The organism is Shewanella sp. ENK2, from assembly GCF_043568515.1.
Taxonomy (GTDB): domain Bacteria; phylum Pseudomonadota; class Gammaproteobacteria; order Enterobacterales; family Shewanellaceae; genus Shewanella; species Shewanella japonica.
The window spans coordinates 2631636-2656354 of sequence record NZ_CP171406.1; the positions used below are offsets into that span (position 1 = coordinate 2631636).

The following is a 24719-nucleotide window of genomic DNA, read 5'->3' on the forward strand; positions in this document are numbered from 1 at the left end:
TTTGCCACACCTAAAACTGATTATGCATATCGTTTAACGCTTGGTGTAGCATGTCATCATCGTTATCTTGATTAATGTCACTTTGCTCTGTTGGCGCATCAATTATGCTGGCAGCATCATGATCTGCATGTTGCGGGTGTTCTTTATGCTCGTCATCTAATGGGTTTTCAAATGCATCGACTTCAACAGTATCAAGCATATCTGCTTGTGGATCAGCAGTGTTAAGTTCATGCATTGTTGGCAACCCCGCTAGGTCTGGAATGCCAGTATCAGGTTTAATCTCATCATGGCTTAATCCAACCATCTGTAAGTAATGATCGATAGGTGCTTGTGCGGCAAGACTATCGGTACTGTCAATGACTAAACTAACGTCGATATCATCACTTTGATTTAACATATCTGGTTCATCGCTTTGTGATACTGGTGTGGGAGTAGATATCGGTGCAGGGATAACTTCCACTGCAATCACTTGGCTTGCAGAGTTGCTTGAGCTGCCATCATGGGACGTGGCGCTAATCGTCAAATCAAAATGACCATGAAAGTCAGCTTCAGGAATAACTTTGAGGTTAGTTAATTCACTTTGTTGTAGTGTCCATATACCGTTATTTTCAGTCCCCGCAGATAGCGAAGCCCCTGGTGGAACGCCTGTGATTTCAACTGTGAGTGTCTCATTTATATCAGGACTGGATACGTTAATATTAAGCGCTAAATCAGTATTTTCATTACCCGAAATCGCCATAGTATCGAGTGGCGAAGTTAAATCTCCGACATGCTTAGTAAATATCATGGTAGGAGTATCGGCATCAGGCGACACATGAATCGCCATCGTGTTATCTATCGCGACATGACCATCGGTCACCGTATAATTTAAGCGTAATTCCCCATTATAATTTGCCCCTGGATTAATAACCCAATGGTCACCTTGTTGGGTGATAGTACCACCACCGACTATTGATAAATGGCTTACATCAAGCACATCTTTAGCGTCTGTATCGTGAACGTTAGCAAGTAAATCAGCTTTACTCAGAGTGAGCAGATGATCTTCAACAACCGTATTAGCAAGGGCATGACCAACAACAGGTACATCATTGGTACCGATGATCACTAACTTCATTGCTTGGTCTACGCTGTGACCAAGAGAGTCGGTAGCGGTCACCATTATTGTTTCTTCAAGTCGCTCACCCTGAGCCAAGGCCTGCACACGAGCCGAATCGTTGTGGGCCTGATATTGCCAACTGCCATCGCTACTTAAGGTTAGGTCACCGTATTGCGGACGTGTTCCGGCTTGCAATGCCCAGGTGACACCGCTGGCGACTTTGACATCACCAACTAATAAATCGAGTAAACCGTGCGAGCGTGTGACTTTATCTTCGGTGACGACAGACTCAGAAGCGCCGAAAATTTGCGGCCCGGTTTTACCGTCACCAATGTGTACTGTTAAGTGTTCTTCTCGGCTTTGACCATTGCCATCGGTAACTTTGAGGGTAACGGTTTCGGTATGAATTTTACCTGCAGCCACCTCCTGATTGAGTTTGTCTCGCTCCGGACCACTTTGGCTAAAGGTAAAGTCCCAGCGACCGTCAGCATCAATATTAAAGTGACCAATGCCCTGTACATCAATTTTATTGCGGTTGCCTGGGGTAAAATCCAATTGATGGTGACCACCTTGATTATCAATGTACTCGACGTTGAGGTTGTCAGCGTTATCAATGTCATCAATATTGATATAGCCGTATGAGTGAGTGTTGGTCATTGAGCCCGTGGTAATTGAACGGGATATTTCAAAGGTGCCTGTTAATAGAGGAGCGTCGTTGGTGCCATGAATACCAATATTGACCACGGCATGCTTGGTGTCACCATGGTTATTGGTGTAACTGATGAAAAAGTTATCTGCATGGCTATCGGTTTGCCCCATTTGCTGAATCGCTGCTGTGTTATTGTCCAATGTGTAGTGATAGCTACCATCGGCGTTCATGTGTAAGGTGCCATAGTTGCCTTGTAGCACTCCGGTAGTTGTCACGGTTTCACTGGCGCCAACAGCAAATAACGTTCCCGTCGCAGTCGTCTTACTGTCTTCCTCGACGGCTTGAGTTTGTACCAGAGTGCTTAAATCGGCAGATACCACTAGCTGGCGTTGAACTTGAGCTGTGTCGCCAGTTGCTGTCGCGATAACCTCAGCATGAACTTGATAGGCGTTGTCGCCAATATTGGCAACTTGGTTGGCAGGAATGGTCAATTGCCAATGGCTATTATTAACGCTGGCGCTATAGTGCGTACCTGCGACAATCACATCAACGGAATTGCCATCTGCTACATGGGTTGTGGCGCCTGTTATGGTTAAATCCTGCTGGTGGTCATGATGGTTGACCCAATCATCATTAGATATAGGGTCGATAGACAGCGTGGGTTTAGCAGTATCTATAGTGATTTGATGATGGGCCTGGGCATAGCTGCCGTCAGCTTTTACTTCAATTACGGTTAGCGTATAAGTGCCATCGGCGCGATCTGTTGCGCTAACATCCAATTTCCAATGACCATTTGCATCGACAATTGCTTTCGAGTGGCTGAGAAGCCCACTTCCCATGATAGTGCTACCGGGCTCGCCAGTTCCGTATAAGATTATGTGGCCGTCGCTAGTAACAAAGTCACTGTCACTGACACCGGTATCATATTCTAATCTGGTAATTGCCAGAGGCGGCGTGACATCAATTATTGCGTTGGCATCAATCGTGTTATGACCATCGCTGATTTTGAAACTAATGGCTAAATCGTTACCAACAAAGCCTGGGGTTGCAGTAAAGCTATAGCTGCCGTCAGGATTGGTTACTACCGTTCCATGGGGAGAGAGCAGTGAACCTGCCACAATCGATAATCCCGCGGTGCTGGTATCAACATCGGTAACATTCGCAAGTAAATCAGTTGCTTGAAAGTCGTGTGTGTGGCCAGATTCAACCTTGCCTAAATCGGTGGTGACGGTGGTTGGCGCGGTGTCGCTACCAGTGAGGTCGACGCTGATTTGATGTTGGGTGCCATCGGCAGTCTTAACTATAACGATATCGGTGGCACTTTGGCCCTGTGACAGCGCTTGTGCGGCTTTGTTAGGCGTATATTGCCAATGACCAGTGGTATCGATACTAAATTCCCCGTGGCTGCTAGGCAGCACTTGAGCGATGAAGTGATCTTGGTTGGTATCGGGGTCGGTCACCGTAAGTTGACCCGAAACGACATGGGTTTCGTCGGTAGTTAGCTTGCTATCGCCTGTGATGCTGGCATTCCCTACTTGAACTGTAAGGTGCGCAGGTAGTGTTTCTTGCCCATCGGTCACGTCGACTTCGATTTTCAATTCACCGCGATAGTTGGATTGAGGGGTAACGGTCCAAGTGCCATCACCATTATCGTGAATCGTGCCGTGATTCCCAGCAATGGATACGTGGGATACCGATAAGGTGTCACCATCAATATCAGTGGCTTGGTTTAAAATATCATCTTGATTGATGGTAAAGCTTTGATTGACGTTAACTGTTGCGTGAAATTGGTCGTGGTCTATTTGATCGTACTTATGTAGCAGATCATTCAAGTTACTTGCTGACGCAAGTGCTTTAATTTGTGCAGGAGAAATGACCTGATCAAACACCGCAAAATTATCAAAAGCACCATGCAGGTTACCATCTTGTGCCCAGTGGCTCTTACCAATGAAATTTTGACTTCTAGCGGTAGCCGGAAGCTCTGCACCGCTATCGGTTTCCCCTAATAACTGGCCATTATTATACAGTGCCATATGACCATCATGACTAATGGTCGCAGTCAGTTTCATCCATTGGCCTGGGGTGACCCCATGAGGCACCATTAGGTCATGCTTTTGACCCGCAGCGTCGATGAATTCGAGCTGTAGTGTATCGGTGGTGCCACTATGGGTGAGCAAAATGTTGTCTTTGGCTTGGCCATTACCAAAATCAAACACTCTGGAATAACTGTCAGCTATTGAGTCAAACTTTACCGTGGCGGATACAGTAATGCCTTGGCCATATTGTAAATCAGGGACTTCGATTTTTGCGCCGCTATCACCATGAAACTGCACTGCTGAATTTGGCGTGCCATCAGCACCTGTGGTGGCTGTGATGGTGCCACTTAGCATGGCATGATTATTTCGGCCTGATAGATCGGTGCCTTGATTACCCGAAAATTCGTAAGCCGCCGAGATGGGCAGTGATGCAAATTGCCCACCTGCTAAGAAAGTTGGCGCATCGTTATCTGCTGAAATGTGGATTGCGCCAGTGTACTCTTTCGAGTCTAGGCTGCCATCGCTTACTGAGTACTTAAACGCAGATTCGCCATTAAAATCTGTTACTGGCGTAAAGACCAATTTATCAATGTTATCAGCATCAATTTGCTGGCCAGCAACCACTGCTCGACCATCTAATAACAAACTACCGTGTGCAGGGTTGGGCAGGTGAGTAATGGTAATGTGCTGCAATGTATCGCCCGTATCAACATCAGCAAAACTGAATTCATTTTTACTGAAAGTATGGCTATGGTCTTCAACATCCCTAACACTTAGATGAACTGAGGTCGGTGCATCATTTCTGGCTGCAATATCAATTTCAGCCGTTGCTACCGATGAGTTGTCATGGCCATCATTAACTGAGTACTTAAAGTTAACTCTACCGTTTACGTCTTGTTCAGGGGTAAATATCAGGTTAGCAATATCCGTTTGGCTAATGACTTGGTTAACCGTTACGGCAGCACCATTTAGATGCAGCACACCTAAACTGGCAGCGGGTAATTCCGTAATGGTGATACTGCTTAAACTGCCGCCATCGCTGTCAGTAAAACCAAAGTCAACATCAGTAAAGTGATAACTAACATCTTCAATAGCATGGATGACTTGTGTCGCAATAGTTGGTGCTTCATTGCTACCTTGAACGTCAAAGTGCATGGTGTGAGTTGTTTGACCACCTTCATTATCGGTAACGACTACATTAAATGTTTCGGTAACGTGTTGCCCTTCGGTTAAGGCTTGAGTTGCAGGTAAAGCATTATCAAGTTCATAATGCCAGCCGCCATTCGCCGCAATTGAAAAATGTCCATAGGTGCCTAATACATCGGTTTGTTCAGTAATGCTATGGGTGTCGCCTGTATCTGGATCGCTAATACTTAGCATGCCTGAAGTGCGAACGTGGTCGTGTCCGCCGTCTTCAATAACGGTTTTAGGTGCTGCGAGTTCAGTAACGATTGGGTTATCGTCACGGCCATCAATGTTGATGGTGATTTGGTGTTGGGTGCCATCAATACTAGAAACGGTATAGGTTTCGTGTACCTGATCATTTTTGGTTAACGCATCAGCGGTGGCATTTGGAGTAAAGGTCCACTGGCCAGCTGAATTAATAGCTAAGTGTCCATAGGTGCCACTAATATCGTTGGCTGCAAAGTGTGCTTGGCTCGCGTCATTGTCGATGACCGTAAGCTGTCCGCTTACTGAGTGGTCTTCATCGGTATTACCGGTTGAATCACCAGTGATTGTTGCATCTGGAATGGGCTTGTTAGGATCAAGTTGTAATCCTTCATGTTCAATTGAAATCGCTTCTTTTCCATCAGGAGCTTGGGTTGTTGCAGTAAGGGCTACGTTCATGTTTGTTGCGGCATCATGGGGCAACTGCGCAGTTAACGATGCGGTATTCCAGCCATGGATATCCACCTTATCATTGAGGCTGGCTATTGTGTGCTGATGCCCGTGACCATCCGATAAGAGTGTGCCTTTAATTAAGCCGCTAATTTCGAGTTTAGTGACAACATCGTCAGGGGCATTGACAGCTGCGTTAGGGTGTAGATGCAATAACGCACCTCTAGGGACAGTGCCTGCGTTACTATCAACAGGCACAACTACGGTATGAGCACCTGGGCCACTTGTTACAGTATGATGGCCCGTGGTATCAATAAAGTTACCTTTACCATCGGCCATAATATTGGTTAGAACGCCACTAGGCTCATGGGCTATGGTACCTAAAGCAACAGATGCAGGCGTCACGGCATGATCGACCATGGTTGCGGAAAACACTCGGCCCCCTGCTGAAAGGCTAGCGGTATAATCTGTTGGATTATCAGCACCCGCGGAATTGTCTCGTGTGCCAGCGATAAAAGTACCGCCGTTAGGGAATGTACCGCCTTGATTAACCGTTTGTTGTTTTATTATGTGGCCGTTATCAAAAACCACTAAATGACCACTACCTGAATCCCATGTCATCGTTAAGCGATGTGTATTGCCATCAAGTAAGTTCACTCCCGTATCTACTGTCGGCCCCATAAAGGCAAACTGCAGATTACTGGCATTCCAAAAAGTAATAGTATTTTGTTGATCATGGCCACCGGGTACAGAGTAGTTCAATAGCACCGCCGCATTGCTTGGCGGATGGCCATTGTCGAGCACGAAGGTGATCTCGGCTGACATTGCATGCATGGGGCCACCGGCATCGATACCATCTACTTTGGCATAAGCTGTTTTATCACCAGAACCAAAGCTCATGACTTGTTGTTCTGCAGAAATATGTAGACTTACCGTAGCAGGATCGGTCACTGAGGTAATATCAATACTTGCATGGGCAGTGCTTTGGTTAGTGCCATCGGTAACTTGATAAATAATATCGACATTGTCGCCATGAAAGTTGGCAGTAGGCGTAAATGTGTAGCCGTGAATTGCGTCGCCACTAAAGGTTCCGTGGGGTGAAGTTGGGGTACCAACAACCTGCAGTGACCCGTCAGGGTCCGACAAATGTTCAAGCAATTGTGCCGTGGAAATATGGCGGCTACTGTCTTCGTTGAGAGTTGCTAATGTTCTAGTGCCACTATCAACTAATGGATCGTTAACGGGGTTAATAGACAATGTTGCACTTGCAGGGGCTGAATCGACATGGCCATCATTTACGGTATAACTGAAATGAACATCACCATTAAAGTCTTTCACTGGAACAAATTGCAGCTTACTGATATCTCCGGCATCGATAATCTGATTTACAGACACATCATGTCCATCTAAAACAAATTTACCTTCAGCTAAGCTTGGCAGATTGGTTAAACTTATAGAATGAAGTGTGTCGCCTGAATCAACATCACTAAAACCAAACTGGCTTGCCTGCATTTGGTAACTGACATCTTCAGTACCATGGTTAAGAGTTTGCATGGTGACAGTAGGGGCGTCATTGCTCCCCGTCACTGTTAAGGTGGTGGTTTGTTGTACGCTGCCGCCTTTGCCATCTGATATGTTATAAGAGACAACTATGTTTTGTGTTTGTCCTTGAGCTAAATGTTGAAAGCTTTGGCTTGTGGCATCGATATTGAGTGTATGGCCATCAGCACCAAGGTATAAGCCGTTTGGTGCCAGAGCTGTCTTTGATTGTCCTTCAATTTGATACTCGATATGAGTCAGGGTTAGGCTATCACCATCAGGATCGCTAGCTCCAGCGAGTAAATTTATTTGGTGGACGTTAAGCTGATCTTCTGTAACCGAATCAGTAATAGCAGAAGCGACAATTGGGGCATCGTTTACTGGTGCAAAATGCAGATTATTGGTTGATTCTGTTGAACTCGTAATGCCATCGTTAACAATAAATTTAAATTGCACGTCACCGTTAAAATCTTTAGCGGGAATAAATTGAAGCTTACTGATATCTCCAACATCGATAATCTGATTTACTGATACATCATGTCCATCAAGTACAAATTTACCTTCCGCTAAACTCGGCAAATTGGTTAAGCTTATAGAATGAAGTGTATCGCCTGAATCAACATCGCTAAAACCAAAATGGCTTGCCTGCATTTGGTAACTGACATCTTCAGTACCATTGGTTAAATGCACTTGATTTACAGTGGGTGCATCATTAGTCCCCGTGACATTAATATGAAGATCGTAGGGTGTACCATCTTTACTATGTACGCGATATATAACAACTTCAGTTTGACCTTCAGCTAGGTATTGTAGCTTTGCGTTATCAACATGATAAGTCCAAGTACCAGCGCTATCGATACGTAATAACCCATCATAAGGGTCATGAATTTTTGTTTCACCGAACTGGCTAAACTGGAATGAGTTTTCACCAGTGTCAGGGTCAACGACAGTAAGAGAGCCCGTTGCCAACTCCGTTACTGTTCCTCCATTACTGCTTCTGTGAGACCCATCTTCAGTAATGCTCCCTGTGCTGACTTCTGTGATTATTGCGCTATCTTGAACTGCCGTTAATACTGTCGTCGCGCCAGTGTGGGTGATACCAGCATGAGCATCTTTTACGTCATAGGTGAAATGAACTTGACCGTTATAGTCTTTTTCTGGTGTGAATGAAAAGCTACCGTCAGGATTAATGGCTATTGAGCCGTGATCTGCATGTAAGTTTTCAATGGTAAGCAAACCAGTATCATTAGCATCAACATCAACTGTATTGGTAAGTAACTGTGCTACGGTAATCGTCTGGCGAGTATCTTCAGTGCCAGCATTGAGAGTCACCTCTGATGAGCAGTAAGGACGATCATTACTACCATGAATAGTGATGACAATATCGTGTGGAGTGCCATCTTTAGCGTATACAGTAATGGTATCAGTTAACGTTTGATGCTCACCTAATTTATCAATGACAGTGCCGATGGTAGTCTTACGATTTCCGACCCAATCAACATTCCCTACGGTAACATCGTAATGCCAAGTACCATCTGGGTTTAATAGTAAGTGTCCATATTGTCCATGGTAAGAGTTATTCCAGGCACCGCCTTTAGGATCAAACTGAGATTCTCCTGTATCGGGGTCAACAATATCTAACTTGCCATCAGCTGTTAATGCTGCTTGACCTAACTTAGCCATGCCTGGCTGAGCATAGTCTGGCGACATATCAAGCCCTGCGGTGCCTTCGGTGACATCACCAGTATCAACGCCACCAATAATCGCTTTATCATCACTGCCATTAATAGTAACTGTTATGGATTTTTCTGTGCCATCTACAGTGCGGACGATGATGGTATCTTTGAGCGTATCTTTGCTGGTGAGCCCCTGAATATTAGGGCTATTATTATCAACAACGTATTGCCAATGGCCGTCATTATTTATTGAAAATTGACCGTAAGCTGCGTGATTAACATCCACAATAAATTGGGATTCACCGTGATCGATATCAGTGGCGACTAGCTGGCCTTGTGCGACTAGATTTCCTTGGTGGCTATGAATGTCTTCTTGAAGCACTGCAGAGGTATCGCCGGTGATCTTAGCGATGTCATTACTGCCATGTATATTGACTTCAATTTTGTGGCCGGTGCCATCAATTGAGTGGACTACAAATACTTCTTTAAGCGCTTCAGTTTGAGACAGTTGCTGTATCTGAGGTTGATTGTTGTTAGCAATGTACTGCCATTGGCCATTATTACTGATAACAAGTTGACCGTAATGCCCTTGTTGTAGTCCTGAAGGGAATAAATCTTGGCCGCTATCTATATCGGTAATGGTCAATTGACCTTTGGTTATCAGTAGGCCTGAACTCAGTTTGTCCTCAACGACAACACCCGCATCTACCCCATTTATATTGGCTAAGTCATTGGTCCCAAGTATTTGTATTTGAATACCATGTGGAGTGCCATCGTGACCTTTAATAAAGAACAAGTCATCAACGGTTTCGCCACTTTTAAGACTTTGAACTGCTACACCTTGATTATTGAGCGCATAATGCCATAGCCCTTTGTCGTCGATATGTAATTCGCCATATTTGCCTTGTAGCGTTTCAGGCTTGAAATGCTCATCGCCAGTATTAGGGTCGAGAATGTTCAATTGTCCTGTCGCTGTTTGTTTGGTGCCGTCTTCTTTAAATAGCGCGACATCAGTACCTGTGATGATAGCTGGCGTGTTATCACCGACAATGGTGGTTGAGATAGTATGCTCGGTACCGTCAATGGATTTTACGGTAAAGCTTTCGGTTAGCTGCTGCCCATGGGGTAACTTGATCACATTAGCATTGTAATGATCGACTGCATATTGCCATTCACCATTTGGCTTAATCGTTAAAAAGCTCCCATAAGCACCTGCTATTACTTGTGATTGAAAATGCGCTTCTCCTGTATCAACATCAGTGATGTGAAGTTGACCATTAGCGTACAAAATATTTGGCGCGCCAGAAGCATTTGAAATCACTCCAGTATTTGTGCCTGAAATAACAGCATTATCATTGGTGCCATGAATATGAACACAAAGAGTTTGTTCAGTGCCATCAGCAGTTTTGATTATCACCGTATCGGTAATTTCATGCCCTGCATTAAGAGATTGTATTGCCGTTTGTTTGTTGTCTGAGGTGTATGTCCAAGCGCCAGAAGGGTCGATAGTAAAATGGCCATACTGACCAGTGAGAGTTCCAGCGATAAATTGGGCTTCACCTAAGTCGGGATCTGAAACATTGAGCTGACCATCTGCTCTCAACTGTCCTTGGAAAAGGTTTTTATCTTCAGTGACATCTAATGTGGAAGAACCTGAGATAACTGCTTTATCATCTTGACCATTGATGATGACTCTTATTTGATGTTCGCTGCCATCGATAGATTTAACAACTATCGTATCAATTAACGACTCACCTGTTTTGAGTTGATTAATTGCGGGTTGATTATTATCAGCGGTATAAGTCCAGTGACCATTATTATTGATGGTTAATTCGCCAAATAAACCTTGTGAAGCATTGGCCTGAAACTGGTTATCTCCAATATCAGCATCTTTTACTGCCAACATACCGTCTGCATGTAAAAAGCCCGCGTGTAGGTTTTTATCCTCAACAAGTGAAACGCTTGATACACCGCTAATGAGGGCTTTATCTTCGGTTCCATTAATATTTATCTTGAGAACTTTCTCTGTGCCATCAATCGCATGCACATATAATGTTTCAGTTAGCGTGGCCCCAGCTTTTAAGCCTTGAATGGCGGCGCTGTTATTATTAGCAGTGTAGACCCAGTGGCCAAGCTGATTAATCGATAAGTAGCCGTAATTACCTTGATAGCTATCGGCAACAAATTGGTTTTGGCCGTTATCACTATCAGTAACAGTCAATGCACCATCGACCCTTAATAATCCCGAGTGAACGTCTTTATCTTCAGTGAGTGTTGCAGTTGAAGTGCCTGCAATCACTGCTTTATCTTCACTGCCGTTAATGGTGACGGTGACTTTTTGTGATGTACCATCAACGCTGTGAACGATTAAGGTATCGGTGAGTGACTCACCAGCATTCAGACTTTGAACAGCCTGTTGGCTATTATCAGCAGTATAAATCCAATGACCTAAGTCATTGATTGATAGAGTACCAAACTGACCTTGCAGTGTTTCAGCGTTGAACTGAGCTTGGCCGTTATCACTATCAGTAACAGTCAACGCACCATCGACCCTTAATAATCCCGAGTGAACGTCTTTATCTTCAATGAGTGAGGCCGTTGCTGTACCAGAGATAATAGCTTTGTCATCAGTGCCACTAATAGACACAATAATTTTATGGTCGGTACCGTCTGCGGAGTGAACGATCAAAGTGTCAGTTAATGATTCACCCGTTTTCAACCCTTGAATCACAGTTTGGGAATTATCGGCTGCATAGGCCCAGTGACCTTGCTCGTTAATTGATAATGTACCAAACTGACCTTGCACAGTATTGCCTATGAAGTGAGCTTGATTTTTATCTAAGTCAGCAACAGAAAGCATCCCCTCGACGTGTAAATCACCTTGATTGACGTCGTAATCTTCTTTCAGGAAAGCGAAAGTCTCTCCCCCGGTGTTGGTGCTGTTAACGTATTGGCATTACCTGAAGAGTAGATGACGTTTGCGATTACAGCTTTGTCATCAGTACCATTAATCGTGATGGTAACCTGTTGCTCGGTACCGTCTATTGTTCGAACGAATAAGGTATCAGTCAGTGACTCGCCTGTTTTTAGCTCTTGAATTGCCGTCTGTAAATTGTCAGCAGTGTATGTCCAATAGCCACTGGAATCGATACTGAGCTGACCAAATTGTCCTTGTAGCATACTCGCCGTAAATTGGTTTTCACCTGAGTCAGGGTCGGTAACAGTAAGCTGCCCTTGGGTATGCAGCATACCTTGGCTATCTTGGTGGCGATCTTCAGTGAGACTGGCACTGTCTACCCCTTGAATTTGCGCAATCTGGTTGCTGCCATGGATATCAATAGTGACTTGCTGGCTAACCGTTTGACCAGAGCTGTCGGTGACATTGACGATGAATTGTTCTGTCGCTTTGTCGCCTTGATTCAATGCTTGGGTGCTGGCTGACTGGTTGTCTAATCGATATAGCCATTGGCCTGTGTTTGGATTAATCGTTAATTGTCCGAATTGACCTTGTCCATTTAAAATTGACCAGCTTGCATTGTCATTATGGTCAACGTCGGTGGCCACCAATTGACCTACGACAGAGTCAAGAGTGCCTTGTTCATTGAGCGAGCCGTGATGGTTACCGGTTACGGTTGGGAGATCATTAGTACCTTCTACATTGATGATTACCAGACTATCGACTTGATGACCTTCATTGTCTGTTGCAGTCACGACAAATTGTTCAGTGTGCCTTTCGCCCTCACTCAATGAGTTGGTATTAACTGACGTGTTATCGAGATGGTATTGCCATTGCCCAGTGGCAGCATTGATTTGCAAACTGCCAAATTGACCTTGGTTTTTTGCTGATGACCAAGTCACTGTTTGGCTATTATCACCATGAGCACTCAACATACCTTGAGCCGTATCTTTAGAGCCATCTTCTTTGACTTGTTGAATTTGCTGTTGACCATCTACCGTAAGCGGCTTTTCATGAGTGCCAGTGCCAGTGCCAGTGCCAGTGCCAGTGCCAGTGCCAGTGCCAGTGCCAGTGCCAGTGCCGGTAATTGGTGGTTGGCCTTGGGTACTTGGAGTTTGTGGTCCTGGATGGAGTGGCGTTGGCTGAGTGACTTGGGCGTACGTTGTAGGATTGGGAGTCGTCGAATCTTGATCGGGCTGCTGATCATTCTTCTGAGTAATATTCGCTTGGGCTGCTCGAAATTGACTGATATCTTCTGTTGCAGTATTGCCTGATTTAAACGGCTCAGCATTGCCAATTCCTGTTGTTTCGGTTGAACCTGTCTCTTTGATTAGTTTATTTTCAGGCGTTGCTTGAGTAACCTCTAAAGCGTCATCTGACTGTTCTGCCGATGCAATTTGGCGAGTGGCAGTGTTAGTCTCTGTCGCTTCGGTGGTTTGATTGGTTACTAGTGATTCAACACTCTGTGGGATTTGCTCAGAGGGTAAGTTTGGTTTTGTTTTACCATGCGCCAGTGAAGAGCTAACCGATTTATCGGCAACAAGATCCTGATTAATACCGACAGTTGTTTGTGGGGTATCTCGAGCTTCTTTTGCTAGGAGTTTTTTGGCTTCAACGTCAATTTTATTGGCCGCAACCTTTGCTTTTTTATCTCGTTTAACTTGTTCAGTTTGCGTAGCTGTGTTGGGTTTATTGACCTGTTTAGTATCCGTTTCTTGCTCACTATTAGGTGGAGTCTTGCCTTGGTTGTCTTGAGTCATGCTAACCTCTACCTCTCACCGAATGCTTCATTAATATTAGTAAACACGGGTTTCCATAAATATTGGAAAACACTTTTATCCCCAGTCACTATGTCTGCTTCTCCTGTCATGCCTGGGATTAATTCAAATTGACCAGGCGTGTCAAAAAAGTAGGGCTTTTCGATGGACAGTTGCACCTTGTAAAAAACGCCGCCTTTTTCATCTGAGTCAGTGCTGGGTGAGATGCGTTTGACGATGCCATCAAGCGCGCCGTATCGACTGTAATCAAAGGCATCAATTTTAATACGAGCACTTTGACCCACTCGAACAAAGCCGATATCTCGTGGGGACAGTTTAATTTCCATTAACCCGGTTTTAGTCATAGGAACTATCACTGCAACAGTGCCTCCTGGTTGAATTACACTACCAGTAGAACTTGTAGGAATGGATTGGATAATACCGTCAACAGGCGCTGTCACTGTATTTTGAGACACCAAAGAATCAGAAGATTTAAGCCTTGCGATAACCCCCAATAACTCTGCTTGAGTGTCTGTTCGTTTTTCTCCGACATCTTTAAACAGTGAGGCTTGTTTTTGCTTGAGTTGACGTTCTAAGTTAACTAGATTTTTGGAGAGTACTTGCTGTTTACTTTCCATTGATTTTAGCTCACGCATGTAGGAATCAAGCTTTTGTTGTGACTCTAAAATACGCAACTTAGATACCGCTTGTTCAGCAGTAACGGACAGCATCATTTTAAGGGTTTGTTCAGCTGTTTGTATTTGATCACTCAATGGCGGGATTTCTGCTTTAAGACCGTCAAGTTCAGCTTGGGTTTTGGCAATATCGGATTCTGATAATTGTTCCATTGCAACACGCTCTTCATTCATACGTCTTAAAGCGGAAGTATGAAGTCGCAGTAACTCAGGGTACTCGATAGCAAATTCGCTAAAGTCGGCCTCTCTTTGCTCCGTAAAGGCATCATAACGCTCAATTCGCATGATTAAATTGGCACGTTTACTGGTGAGTTCTTCTTCTGCTGATAAGCTATCAATAGAGACAAAGCTTGCTAAAATATCGCCTTTTTTGACGACATCACCCTCTTCAACAACGACTGAGGCAATGGTGCCACCAGTACGGCTTTGGATCACTTGTCGATGACCTAGTGGCACGACTTGTCCTTTAGACTTTGATATTTCTTCAACATCAGTAAAAACAGACCAAATAAGCATACATAATATTGATCCTGTGATGATTAAAATGACATTGCGGATCATTTTTCGTTCAGCAGGTGCTTCAATCGCTTCAGCAAATTCATGCTTAGGCCATATTCGATTAGCTAATTGACGATTATCCATTGATTGAAGACTCCTGTTCGGCACTTGATGTGGGCTGCTCTTGGGGCGTTTTATCTGGAATAGGGCCCGCGTAAACCACCGCGCCTTTATCTAAAATGATGACTTTATCTGCTTGTTGAATTAAGTCTTGATCGTGGCTAGTAAATAAGACGGTTGAATGTCCCTTTAGGTTTGTTAACGTATTAATCAGGGTGGCTTTTGATGTCGGATTTCGGTGTGGTAATGGTTCATCAAGCAGCAAAAGTGGAGATTGTTTCACTAGCGCTCTAGCGAGATTAATATAGCTGCCTTCAATGGCCGAAAGCATGGCATTGTTTTCACCCAAAAGGTCGACAGATAAATCATTATTGATGCTGTTAAAAAAGCTTTGTCCGCCAGCATCAATTAGAGCTTGAATAATTTCTTGGTCTGTAGCGTTAGGTTTAGCAATACGAATATTTTCGGCCAAGGTGCCAGGGAAAATATCCGGTTGTGAGGGACTATAACCAGCCCATTGTCTAAAAATGGCAGTATCATATTGTTTTAAATTTTTACCGTTGATGGTTACAAAGCCTGCTTGGGCATCTAACACGCCTAATGCACTCAGTAGTAAAGTGGATTTACCACAAGCGTTTGGTCCAATAATGGCCACTAATTCACCCGGTTCAATCTCTACATTTACCCCTGCTAGTGCAGGTTCACCTTCTGCGCTGTATCGAAGCGTGACATGCTGAAAAGCAACTGCTGGTGGCTTGCTATTATCTGGTGTATCCAACCTAAGTTCTGACTGCTCGGTATTGGCCTGCATGAACCGATCAAACTGTTTGACCGCAATATCCATCATGGTGAATTTTTGTTTAGAGGAAAATGCTAATTGAGCAGGACCGGTAATACGCCAAATCATCATCACGCAGGCAATTAATGCCCCCGGAGAGATGCTCTGATCTAACACTAAAAATATGCCAGTAAATACCGTAATTAATGCGGTAAAAAGACTAAGTGAATGAGCAACTGCTGCATTTAAGCCATTTCGTTTAGCGTATAAAAAATTCTGTCGGCTATTTTCTCTTGCTTGGCGAATAAACTTTGTTTGCCAGCCTTCGGTGTCACCAGCGGCCTTTAATTGCAGTAAGTTTTTAGATAATTCGCTCATGGCATTTTGATATTCGCCACTGATTGTCGGAGAAGCTGCCTGAACATAACGAGTGAATAGTTTCATCACAAGGTAATAGAGCAGCAACATACCAATAGGCACTAAAACTAACCAACCGCTTAAAAACATGATGGCGAGTAAGGCGATGAGGGTGAATGGTAAATCCACCAAGCCTCCACCGCCGGGGCCTGACAGTAACATCCTGACCTTTTCAGCATTTCGCATTCGGGCAATATGATTGGAAATACCGACTCGTGATAGCACCATAAGAGGCATATGCAACAAACGATAAAAGGTTATTTCAGATAAGTCCCTGGCAAAGCGGTTGCTGGTTGCAGCCAGTATTTGTGCCCGTACTAAACGAGTGCTGACTAAAACACCAATTGCCAAGACACTGCCTAGTGCGATGCTAGGTAGTATTGACGGTGTTTGCCCGCCAATGACTCGATCATATACGGCCATGGTAAATAATGGCACGGCCAGACCTGTAATACTTGAAAGTAAACTGAGCCAAAATACAGGTCGGTACCATTTTGTCCGTTTACTCATTTGCGCGGCAAAAGCTTGCACATTTTTCTTACTGCTCGGTAATGATTCAACCAGAAAAACATGAGCTTTGTCATTGAGTTGGGTTAAGTCTATTGGTTGCCATGTATTCTCACCCTGCAGTTTCTCGAAAACATTTCCTTGGCGCCTGACAATGAATCCAGCTTCATTTTCTGGAATCACAAGAAATGGATGAATCGCAAGGTGAAGATTTTTAGCTGAAGGGTGAATGACTGAAAAGCTAATTTGGTGCTTTTTAAGCAAGCGAGAGACTTCAAGAGTGTTAAAGTCATTGTGGCTATTATCACTGGCGATATTACTGGCCTGTGTATATAAGCCAAGCTGCTTGAACAGGGTGATAATGAGTGGTTTTAATTCTAATGATGCTTGGCTCATGAGCGGTTCTCCTTATTAGCTTGGCTAACCGCTTGGGAAGGCGTTTGCTCTGAAGAAGGCTCGCTATGGCCGATGATATCAATGTTTTGATCGCATATTTGGCTAAGCGCTACATAATGTGATGCGGTCACTATAGTCATGTGCTGTTTTAGCTCTTTGAGTAAAGCTATTAAACGATTTTGCGCATCGGCATCTAATGAAATCATGGGCTCATCTAGAAGCAGTATTGAAGGTTGCTGAACCACGGCTCGCACTATGGCGATAAGTTTTATCGCCCCTTTGTTGAGCATTTGGCTATCACTGTCTGCGACGAGCGTTTGATAACCGTTAGGCAGTTGGGCAATGGCATTAGTTAAACCTAGACTATCAGCAACAGCCATGGCCTGCGGTTCATACTCAGCCCGAAACATGGTCATGTTTTCTAATAAGCTTCCCGCAAATAGTGTCGGCCAAGGCGCAACGTAAGTGACTGATTGTCTAAATTCGGTGGCACTATGCTGATAGATTGGTGTGCCATCAATAGTCACCGCACCTGAAGTAATCTGCTGAAATCCTGCAATCATGCTTAAAATATGGCTTGCATGACTTAGCGGATTAGATTGAAGATTCACCAAGCTATTAGGTTCAATTTTCGTAGTAAAATTATCAATTACAGTCCCGAGGTTTTGACTACACACGGTCGTAAATTGAATGGGGCCAAAAGGAAGCTTTTGATGATACAGGGTTTCGCCTGTAAAAGGCTCTGCGGGAATTTCAGTTAAGTCATTAACGTGTGACATCGCCGTTTGAGCACTAACAAGTCTTGAGCGTAAACTAATGATGGCACTTAATGGGGCAATAGCTCTACCTGCTAAAATCGAACAAGCAGCAAGCCCACCCGTTGTGAGAGAGCCATTTAACACTTCCAGACAACCAAGCATGACCAGTATCAACGTGGTTCCCTGAGATGCACCTTGAATAACTTCTTGGAGTTTTGCTGATAGCCAGTCTACCCGTTGTTGGTTATCTAATCGTTGATAATTGATATTGTTATAAATACCAGACAGTCGGTCTTCAAGTGATAAAGCTTTGGCTGTAGTTAAGCCTGACAGCACTAAAATCAGCATTCGAGTTCGCTCAGCATCTGACAGTGCTAAATCATGGGTGGCTAAGGCTAATTGCTTGCCTATGTAATAAACTAATGCGCCTACAACAACCCATACGGCTATTGGAATAAAGACTAAAGGGCCGCCTATATAGGCGACTAAGGCAAGGAAAATCAGGACGAAAGGGAAGTCCATCAAAGCAACAATAGCTTGTCCTGAGTAGAGTTCTCGCATACTAGAAATACTGGCGAGGCCGTTGGCAATACGACCAGTACCCATGGCTTCAACATGGCGATAATTAGCTTTCATGAGCTTATCAACGACATCAGATGTTGTTGATAACTCGAAGTTGGCTGCTGATGCCGCAAGAATCCAACTACGACCATACCTAAGTAACAGTTCAAGCAAAATAGCGACGGCGACTCCAGATACTAAAATAGTCGCGGTCCCGTAACCTTGATTAGGTAAAATTCGGTCATAAATTTGTAGCATGGTGAAAGGCAAGGCGAGCGACAATAAATTAATAAATGTCGAAGAAAGAAAAAGCTCGGGAAATGCCTTGTTCTTAGAAAGTAAACTGAAGTTTTCCTGCATCTATTCAACATCCTTATAAACACTAATTTCAATCAATTAAGCGTAGTTCACTTTGTGCGAATTACCTTTTAAATTAGTCTTGTGCGGTTAATTTTTCAACAGGAAATATTTTGTATTGGTGGTTTTTTGCTTGTTTTAGACTAAAGGCTGAGTCTAAAAATATAAAATGAATGCTAAGCGCTTGGCTAAAAAGGTAAAACAAATATAGAAGTGTATAAAAAAGCCATTCGCTGATTGGAATGGCTTTGGTTAGTCATGAGTTAACTCATCATAGCGTTAAGGCTGCTGACGTGTTGCGGCAAGCGCGATTTCACGAACACAAACGCTTTGTGGCATTTCGTAGGCAAATACAGCCGTTTCAGCAATGACTTCTGGTGCGACTACGCCGCCCATGTCTTCTTTCCAGTCTGCGTAGCCATCTTTAATCGCTTGATCTGTTGTGTGGCTTAATAACTCAGTTTCTACCGCTCCTGGTGCAATGGTCACCATGCGAACATCGTCCATAGCAACTTCTTCACGGATATTTTCCGTTAATGCATGTACAGCAAATTTAGTTGCACAATAAGCCGCATGGTTTGGAAAGGTTTTACGGCCAGCAATTGAACTTACGTTGATGATAGTACCTGTTTTACGGGCTTTCATACTGGCTAAAACAGCATGAATACCATTCAGTACGCCCATTACGTTGATGTTGAGCATCTTGGTCCATTCTTGTGGATCTTGCACATCTGCTTGACCTAGTAACATCACACCAGCGTTATTGATTAAACAGCCAACAGGGCCGTATTGTGTTTCAGCTTCAGTAATGGCTGCTTTCATCGCTTCAGTATCTGTCACATCAACGCTAATTGCTAAGCTATTTTCAAGTTGCAATGCCTGCATAGGTTCAAGACGGCGAGCCAATAATAGTAATGGATGTCCCTTAGCGCTGAATGCTTTGGCCATTGCTGCACCAATACCTGAAGATGCACCAGTAATTACGATAAGTTCTTTCATGATTTCGACCTCTCTTTGTTAATGAGAGAATTATAGAGCGCGATTTATTGTTGATATATAATCGATAAAGAACATAATTGTTTACGTATGACTTCTAATGAGCCAGCGTTAGCGATGACTCATTGACGTATATAGGCGGTGGTTACTGCAGAACTGTTACCATCTTATCTGCAAATGGATATTGAGAGTTAAATGAATACAGAAATAAATTTAGTGGATATCCGTGCTTTTGTGGTGATTGCAGAACAAGGTAACTTTACTCAAGCTGCGGAAGTATTGGGCTGTTCACGCTCGCACTTATCTAAACAATTATTGAGTTTAGAAACATTTCTAGGTGTCAGTTTGATTATTCGCACCACCAGGACGCAGCGCTTGACAGATCAGGGCGAGCTATTTTTACAACAATGCCAGCAAGCGTTACATCAAATTGAGCAAGCTGTGGCTACCACAGTAGATAGTGCGGAAAAATTATCAGGTAATATTTATATCAATTGTGTGGGTGGTTTTTTAGGGGAAGACATTATCGTTCCCTTAGTGAATGACTTTATCCAACTATATCCCGATATCACTATAGATCTTGATTTCAGTAGCCAACGAGTCGACTTAATTGAAGATCATTTTGATGTGGTATTTAGAATGGGCGATTTATCGGATTCAGGATTAATAGCACGAAAGCTTATTGATATTAAAAACTGTACCTTGGCGTCACCTGCCTATCTTGAAAGATATGGACAGCCGACACATCCGAGCCAACTCAATAAGTATGCTTGTATCGTTGGTTCGATTAATCATTGGCGTTTTAGTCAACAGGGAGCTGTGAAAGAGCATATTGATGTTGCGATTAAAGGTAAGTTTCGGTGTAAAAATGGCCGAGCAATGAAGATTAGCGCATTAGCTGGTAATGGTATCGTCAGGTTGCCATATTTATATTGCCATCAAGAGATACAAACTGAGAAATTAGTCGAAGTATTTACAGATTGGCAAATACCCGACACACCGTTTTATGTGCTTTATCACAAGGACAAATTTCAACCTGAGCGCCTGAAAAAATTTATACAGTTTACCCATGAACGTTTCAAATCTTATCTGCCTGATTTATAAAAATTTAGTCAATGCAGTTAGTTGAAACAAGGTAAAAATGAAAATTTAGTTTGCTGATTTGACATCCTTTTTTGATTATTTCTACTATCTTTATTAAACAATAAAAATAGGAAAACTGGGATGCTATCAAGACTAGCGCTACCTTTCTGTTTACTCTTGCTTGCCAATAATGTGCAAGCTAGCGGGCTTTATTTTGAAGCTCGCAGCGACAGTATGGGCGGTACTGGTGTTGCTGCCTCTAATCGAGTTGGCGCCAGTTTCATTAATCCTGCTTTATTGGCCATTCTTACTCCACATAACACCTATACCAATGATGAAATCAACAAGACCCAAGCATTTTCTTTATTACTGCCAACAGTTGGCGCCGAAGGCTCTGATAGCGATGATATGATTGATAAGTTTGATTCGTTACAGGACTCTTATGATGGCCTTGAAACGGCAATCAATAACGGTGACTCCGCCGAGGTTGAAGCCTTTCGAGACGACTTGGTGTTAGATTTAGAATCACTCAAAGGCAATGTGGCGAATGTATCAGCAGGAATTGGTGCAGCCTTGGTGATACCAAATCAACGTATGCCGATGGCGGTTTTTTATAAAAGTTATATTGACGCAGTGGGTGTGGCCGATATTGCCCAGTCGGACATTGATACTTTGAACGTGCTTGACCCTAATAACCCGCCAACTGAAATCACTGACCTTGATTCTCAAGGTGTCGTGCTAGCTGGTAGTGTGACTGATTTTGGTGTGGCACTCAGCTTTCCTTTGTCGATTGTAAATATGCCTGTCAGGGTAGGGGTTTCACCGAAGTTTCAACGAATTGATACTTACCATTACTCAGTTAATGCTAACAATTTCGACGCCGATGATTTTGATGACGACAAATATCGTAACGATGAAAATCTCTTTAATTTGGACGTTGGTGTCGCATTTGAACCTATTGAAAAATTAACTATTGGGCTATCTGCCCGAAATTTATTCAGTCAAACCGTCAAAACGGTTGAAGCGCAAGGACGAGAGTTTCATTACCAAGTGGAACCATTAATTACCGCAGGCGCTGCCTACGATTGGTCATCGGTAACCTTGACCACAGATATTGATTTAGTCGACCAAACCCGATTTAAAGAGTTTGATCCAGTGCAGTATTGGCGTGTAGGCGGTGAGCTAAAAGCCACTGATTGGCTCTCGTTGAGAATGGGTTATCGACATGACTTAAAAGACAACAGTGTTGATATATATTCATTTGGTACAGGTTTTGCGATTGGGCAAGCATTTAAGTTAGACATGAGTGGTAGCTATGGTGAAGATGACGCTGTAGGGGCAGTATTACAAACCTCTTACCACTTCTGAGTGCTGACCTAACGATCGTCAGCGACTTTAATTATGGCGTGATTAACTGATAGATAAAGCTAACGTTGACTTAATTGTTAGCACGATAGCACTCAGGCCACACAACACTAATGTTGCCATTCTGGTTTTTTCTTTGTCGACTTTATTGGTTAGCTTTCCTGCCACTAGGCTACCCAAAAACACCGACGGCAATAACATCAATGAAAGCCAAATATGTTTTAGCTCAACGAGTCCCGCCACAATGAGTATTAACATCGCAATCATAGAACTAAAGACAAAAAATATAGATAAGGCTGCACGAAACTGTGGTGCGTCTTTTCCGGCAAGTAATATTGCTAGAGGTGGGCCACCAATTGCAGCGATATTGCCAAATACTCCTGATAAAACCCCTGCTATAAACAAAGTGATCTTATTTACTGGTGCGGTAATTTTATAGATGCTAAGAATGACTGCAGCAGCCACAATAAAGGCTATCGCTAGCCCTAATACTGCTTGTGGGGCAAAAATTAATAATCCAGCACCAAGAAAACCACCAGGGACTCGACCGAGCAAGGCGTATTGTAAGCCATTAAACTTGAGCGGGGTTCGTTCTCGCAATAACGTTATTAATGCAATGGAAAATCCACATGCAATAACTGGAGCAGGAACAAGTTGAGGGTCAATAATGTAAAGCAGTGGGCTGGCGACCACAGCTAAGCCAAAACCTATTAGTCCTTGAGTTAGTGCGCCCAGAAATATGATAACCGATGCAAGCATCAAGGTTTGCGGATCGATAAATGCCATTCTGTGCTCGTTGACTTAATTAAGGTCGGTGCAAATTTGGTACGACAAATTTTATGCGAATAGAAATGCAGAATAAAATTGAGCTTACATAAAAGTAAGCTCAATAGTGATTATTCGTCTAAATCTTCCCACTCGATGCCCATTTTATCCATGAGAGCTTTAGCCTCACTTGGAATGCTATCTGGGCCTTCTTTAGATAAATCTTCATCGTTAGGGAGTGGCTGACCAGTATATGCGTGCAAAAATGCTTCACATAATAGTTCACTGTTAGTGGCATGGCGCAAGTTATTCACCTGACGACGAGTACGCTCATCAGTTAGTACTTTAAGCACTTTTAACGGAATGGATACCGTAATTTTTTTAACTTGTTCGTTTTTTTGCCATGTTCGGCATATGGGCTGATATAGTCGCCATTCCATTCAGTCATTAACTCACCTTTATACGATAGATTCGTGGCAGATTTTAACTGCTTATTTATTACAGTCAAATTATTGCTGCTATTCTATAACGAATGCAAATAGATTTCTTTATGTTTAGACGTCTAAACGTCTAATATGTGTTGACGATCTAACTTTGCTTAGGTACATTTAGCCATCTAGACATCTCTACGGTGTGTACTCTATAGTGTGTCAATCTTGAGGAGCTTACAATGAAAAAACATCGCGCAGCTACATTAGCAGTTCGCCAAGGTATCGAATCTGATACTCAGTATGGCGCGGTAGTCCCGCCGATTTACCTTTCAACAAATTATTCATTTGATGGACACACCAACCCTAGGGAATTCGACTATAGCCGCTCAGGTAATCCGACTCGTTGTGTACTAGGAGAGGCAATCGCTAAACTAGAAAATGGCGCGACAGGGATTGTAACTTGTACAGGAATGGCCGCGATTACCTTAGTGACCAGTTTACTTGGGCCTGATGACTTAATCGTGGTACCGCATGACTGTTATGGTGGTAGTTACCGACTGTTCACAAATCTTGCCAACAAAGGCCAATTTAAATTATTGGTTGTTGATCAAACTGACGAAAAAGCACTCACTGAAGCGATAGCGAAAAAGCCTAAAATGGTCTGGTTAGAAACACCTTCAAACCCACTTTTGCGGGTTGTGGATATTAAAGCTATCGTTGAAGCAAGCCATGCTGTTGATGCACTTGTTGTTGTCGACAATACTTTTTTATCTCCAATTTTACAGCAGCCATTAGAACTTGGTGCTGATATCGTGATGCACTCAACGACTAAATACATTAATGGTCACAGTGATGTTGTTGGCGGTGCCGTTGTCGCTAAAGATGCAGAGCTTGGTGAGCTATTACATTGGTGGTCAAATACCTTAGGGCTAACAGGTTCTGCATTTGACAGTTACTTAACACTGCGTGGTATTAGAACTTTAGCCGTGCGGATCCGTGAGCATCAAACTAATGCTCAGCGTGTGATTGACGTGCTGCAATCTAGTGATGTCGTTGAAAAAGTGTACTATCCCGGTTTAAAAGACCATCCAGGTCACGATATTGCTGCCAAACAGCAAAAAGGCTTTGGTGCTATGTTAAGTTTTGAGCTTAAAGGTGGCGAAGCGGAAGTGGTTGCCTTTTTAAATGCATTATCGATTTTCAGTGTTGCTGAAAGCTTAGGCGGAGTGGAAAGCTTAGTTGCCGTCCCAGCAACAATGACCCACAGAGCAATGGTGCCTGAAGCACGTTATGAAGCTGGTATTAAAGATACATTACTGAGACTATCTGTCGGGATTGAAGACGCAGAAGATTTAGTGAATGACATCAATGCCGGGCTCGCTGCAGTTGCCGCATTATAGTTCTGTGTCAGTCAGCGTTTTGCACAAAAGTTTAGTGGTTTAAG

10 protein-coding genes and 1 pseudogene are annotated in these 24719 nt (G+C 43.4%); 3 read left to right on the forward strand and 8 right to left on the reverse strand.

The annotated features are described in order from the left end of the window. Nucleotides 1-10: 10 nt before the first annotated feature. From ACGEDC_RS11630 to ACGEDC_RS11655, 6 genes are all read right to left on the reverse strand, one after another. Nucleotides 11-11695 carry a VCBS domain-containing protein gene (locus tag ACGEDC_RS11630; protein WP_394493368.1) on the reverse strand — a complete coding sequence of 3895 codons (11685 nt, stop codon included), beginning with the start codon at nucleotides 11693-11695 and terminating at the stop codon, nucleotides 11-13. Between the two features lie 44 nt (nucleotides 11696-11739). Beyond that, nucleotides 11740-13551 (reverse strand): VCBS domain-containing protein, encoded by a 1812-nt coding sequence (locus ACGEDC_RS11635; protein ID WP_394493370.1) that lies wholly within the window; start codon nucleotides 13549-13551, stop codon nucleotides 11740-11742. A gap of 8 nt (nucleotides 13552-13559) precedes the next feature. Continuing rightward, the gene (locus ACGEDC_RS11640; RefSeq protein WP_080914854.1) at nucleotides 13560-14885 is read right to left on the reverse strand and encodes an HlyD family type I secretion periplasmic adaptor subunit; all 1326 of its coding nucleotides are present in this window, start codon (nucleotides 14883-14885) and stop codon (nucleotides 13560-13562) included. Next, nucleotides 14878-16959 (reverse strand): ATP-binding cassette domain-containing protein, encoded by a 2082-nt coding sequence (locus tag ACGEDC_RS11645; RefSeq protein WP_394493372.1) that lies wholly within the window; start codon nucleotides 16957-16959, stop codon nucleotides 14878-14880. The genes ACGEDC_RS11640 and ACGEDC_RS11645 overlap by 8 nt, the downstream gene beginning before the upstream one ends. Next, nucleotides 16956-18638, reverse strand: a complete 1683-nt coding sequence (locus tag ACGEDC_RS11650; protein ID WP_065109753.1) for an ABC transporter transmembrane domain-containing protein — start codon at nucleotides 18636-18638, stop codon at nucleotides 16956-16958. The genes ACGEDC_RS11645 and ACGEDC_RS11650 overlap by 4 nt, the downstream gene beginning before the upstream one ends. Nucleotides 18639-18914: 276 nt before the next feature. Further along, nucleotides 18915-19634, reverse strand: a complete 720-nt coding sequence (locus ACGEDC_RS11655; RefSeq protein WP_065109754.1) for an SDR family oxidoreductase — start codon at nucleotides 19632-19634, stop codon at nucleotides 18915-18917. 192 nt (nucleotides 19635-19826) lie between these two features. On the opposite strand from ACGEDC_RS11655, the gene ACGEDC_RS11660 reads away from it, so the two are divergent. Both ACGEDC_RS11660 and ACGEDC_RS11665 read left to right on the forward strand, forming a co-directional pair. Beyond that, nucleotides 19827-20735, forward strand: a complete 909-nt coding sequence (locus ACGEDC_RS11660; RefSeq protein ID WP_394493375.1) for a LysR family transcriptional regulator — start codon at nucleotides 19827-19829, stop codon at nucleotides 20733-20735. Nucleotides 20736-20855: 120 nt separating this feature from the next. Further along, entirely contained in the window at nucleotides 20856-22082 is a 1227-nt protein-coding gene (locus ACGEDC_RS11665) for a conjugal transfer protein TraF (RefSeq protein WP_394493377.1), read from the forward strand. A 42-nt stretch (nucleotides 22083-22124) separates the two neighbouring features. Here the strand turns inward: ACGEDC_RS11665 and ACGEDC_RS11670 are convergent, their stop codons facing one another. After that, nucleotides 22125-22865 carry a sulfite exporter TauE/SafE family protein gene (locus ACGEDC_RS11670; protein ID WP_119967703.1) on the reverse strand — a complete coding sequence of 247 codons (741 nt, stop codon included), beginning with the start codon at nucleotides 22863-22865 and terminating at the stop codon, nucleotides 22125-22127. Between the two features lie 176 nt (nucleotides 22866-23041). Beyond that, nucleotides 23042-23292, reverse strand: a pseudogene (gene metJ / locus ACGEDC_RS11675) (met regulon transcriptional regulator MetJ); the annotation flags it as partial. Between the two features lie 222 nt (nucleotides 23293-23514). Between metJ and metB the strand changes: the two are divergent. Further along, a complete protein-coding gene (metB, locus tag ACGEDC_RS11680) occupies nucleotides 23515-24675 on the forward strand; it encodes a cystathionine gamma-synthase (RefSeq protein ID WP_394493379.1) in 1161 nt (386 codons plus the stop codon). Nucleotides 24676-24719 lie beyond the last annotated feature (44 nt).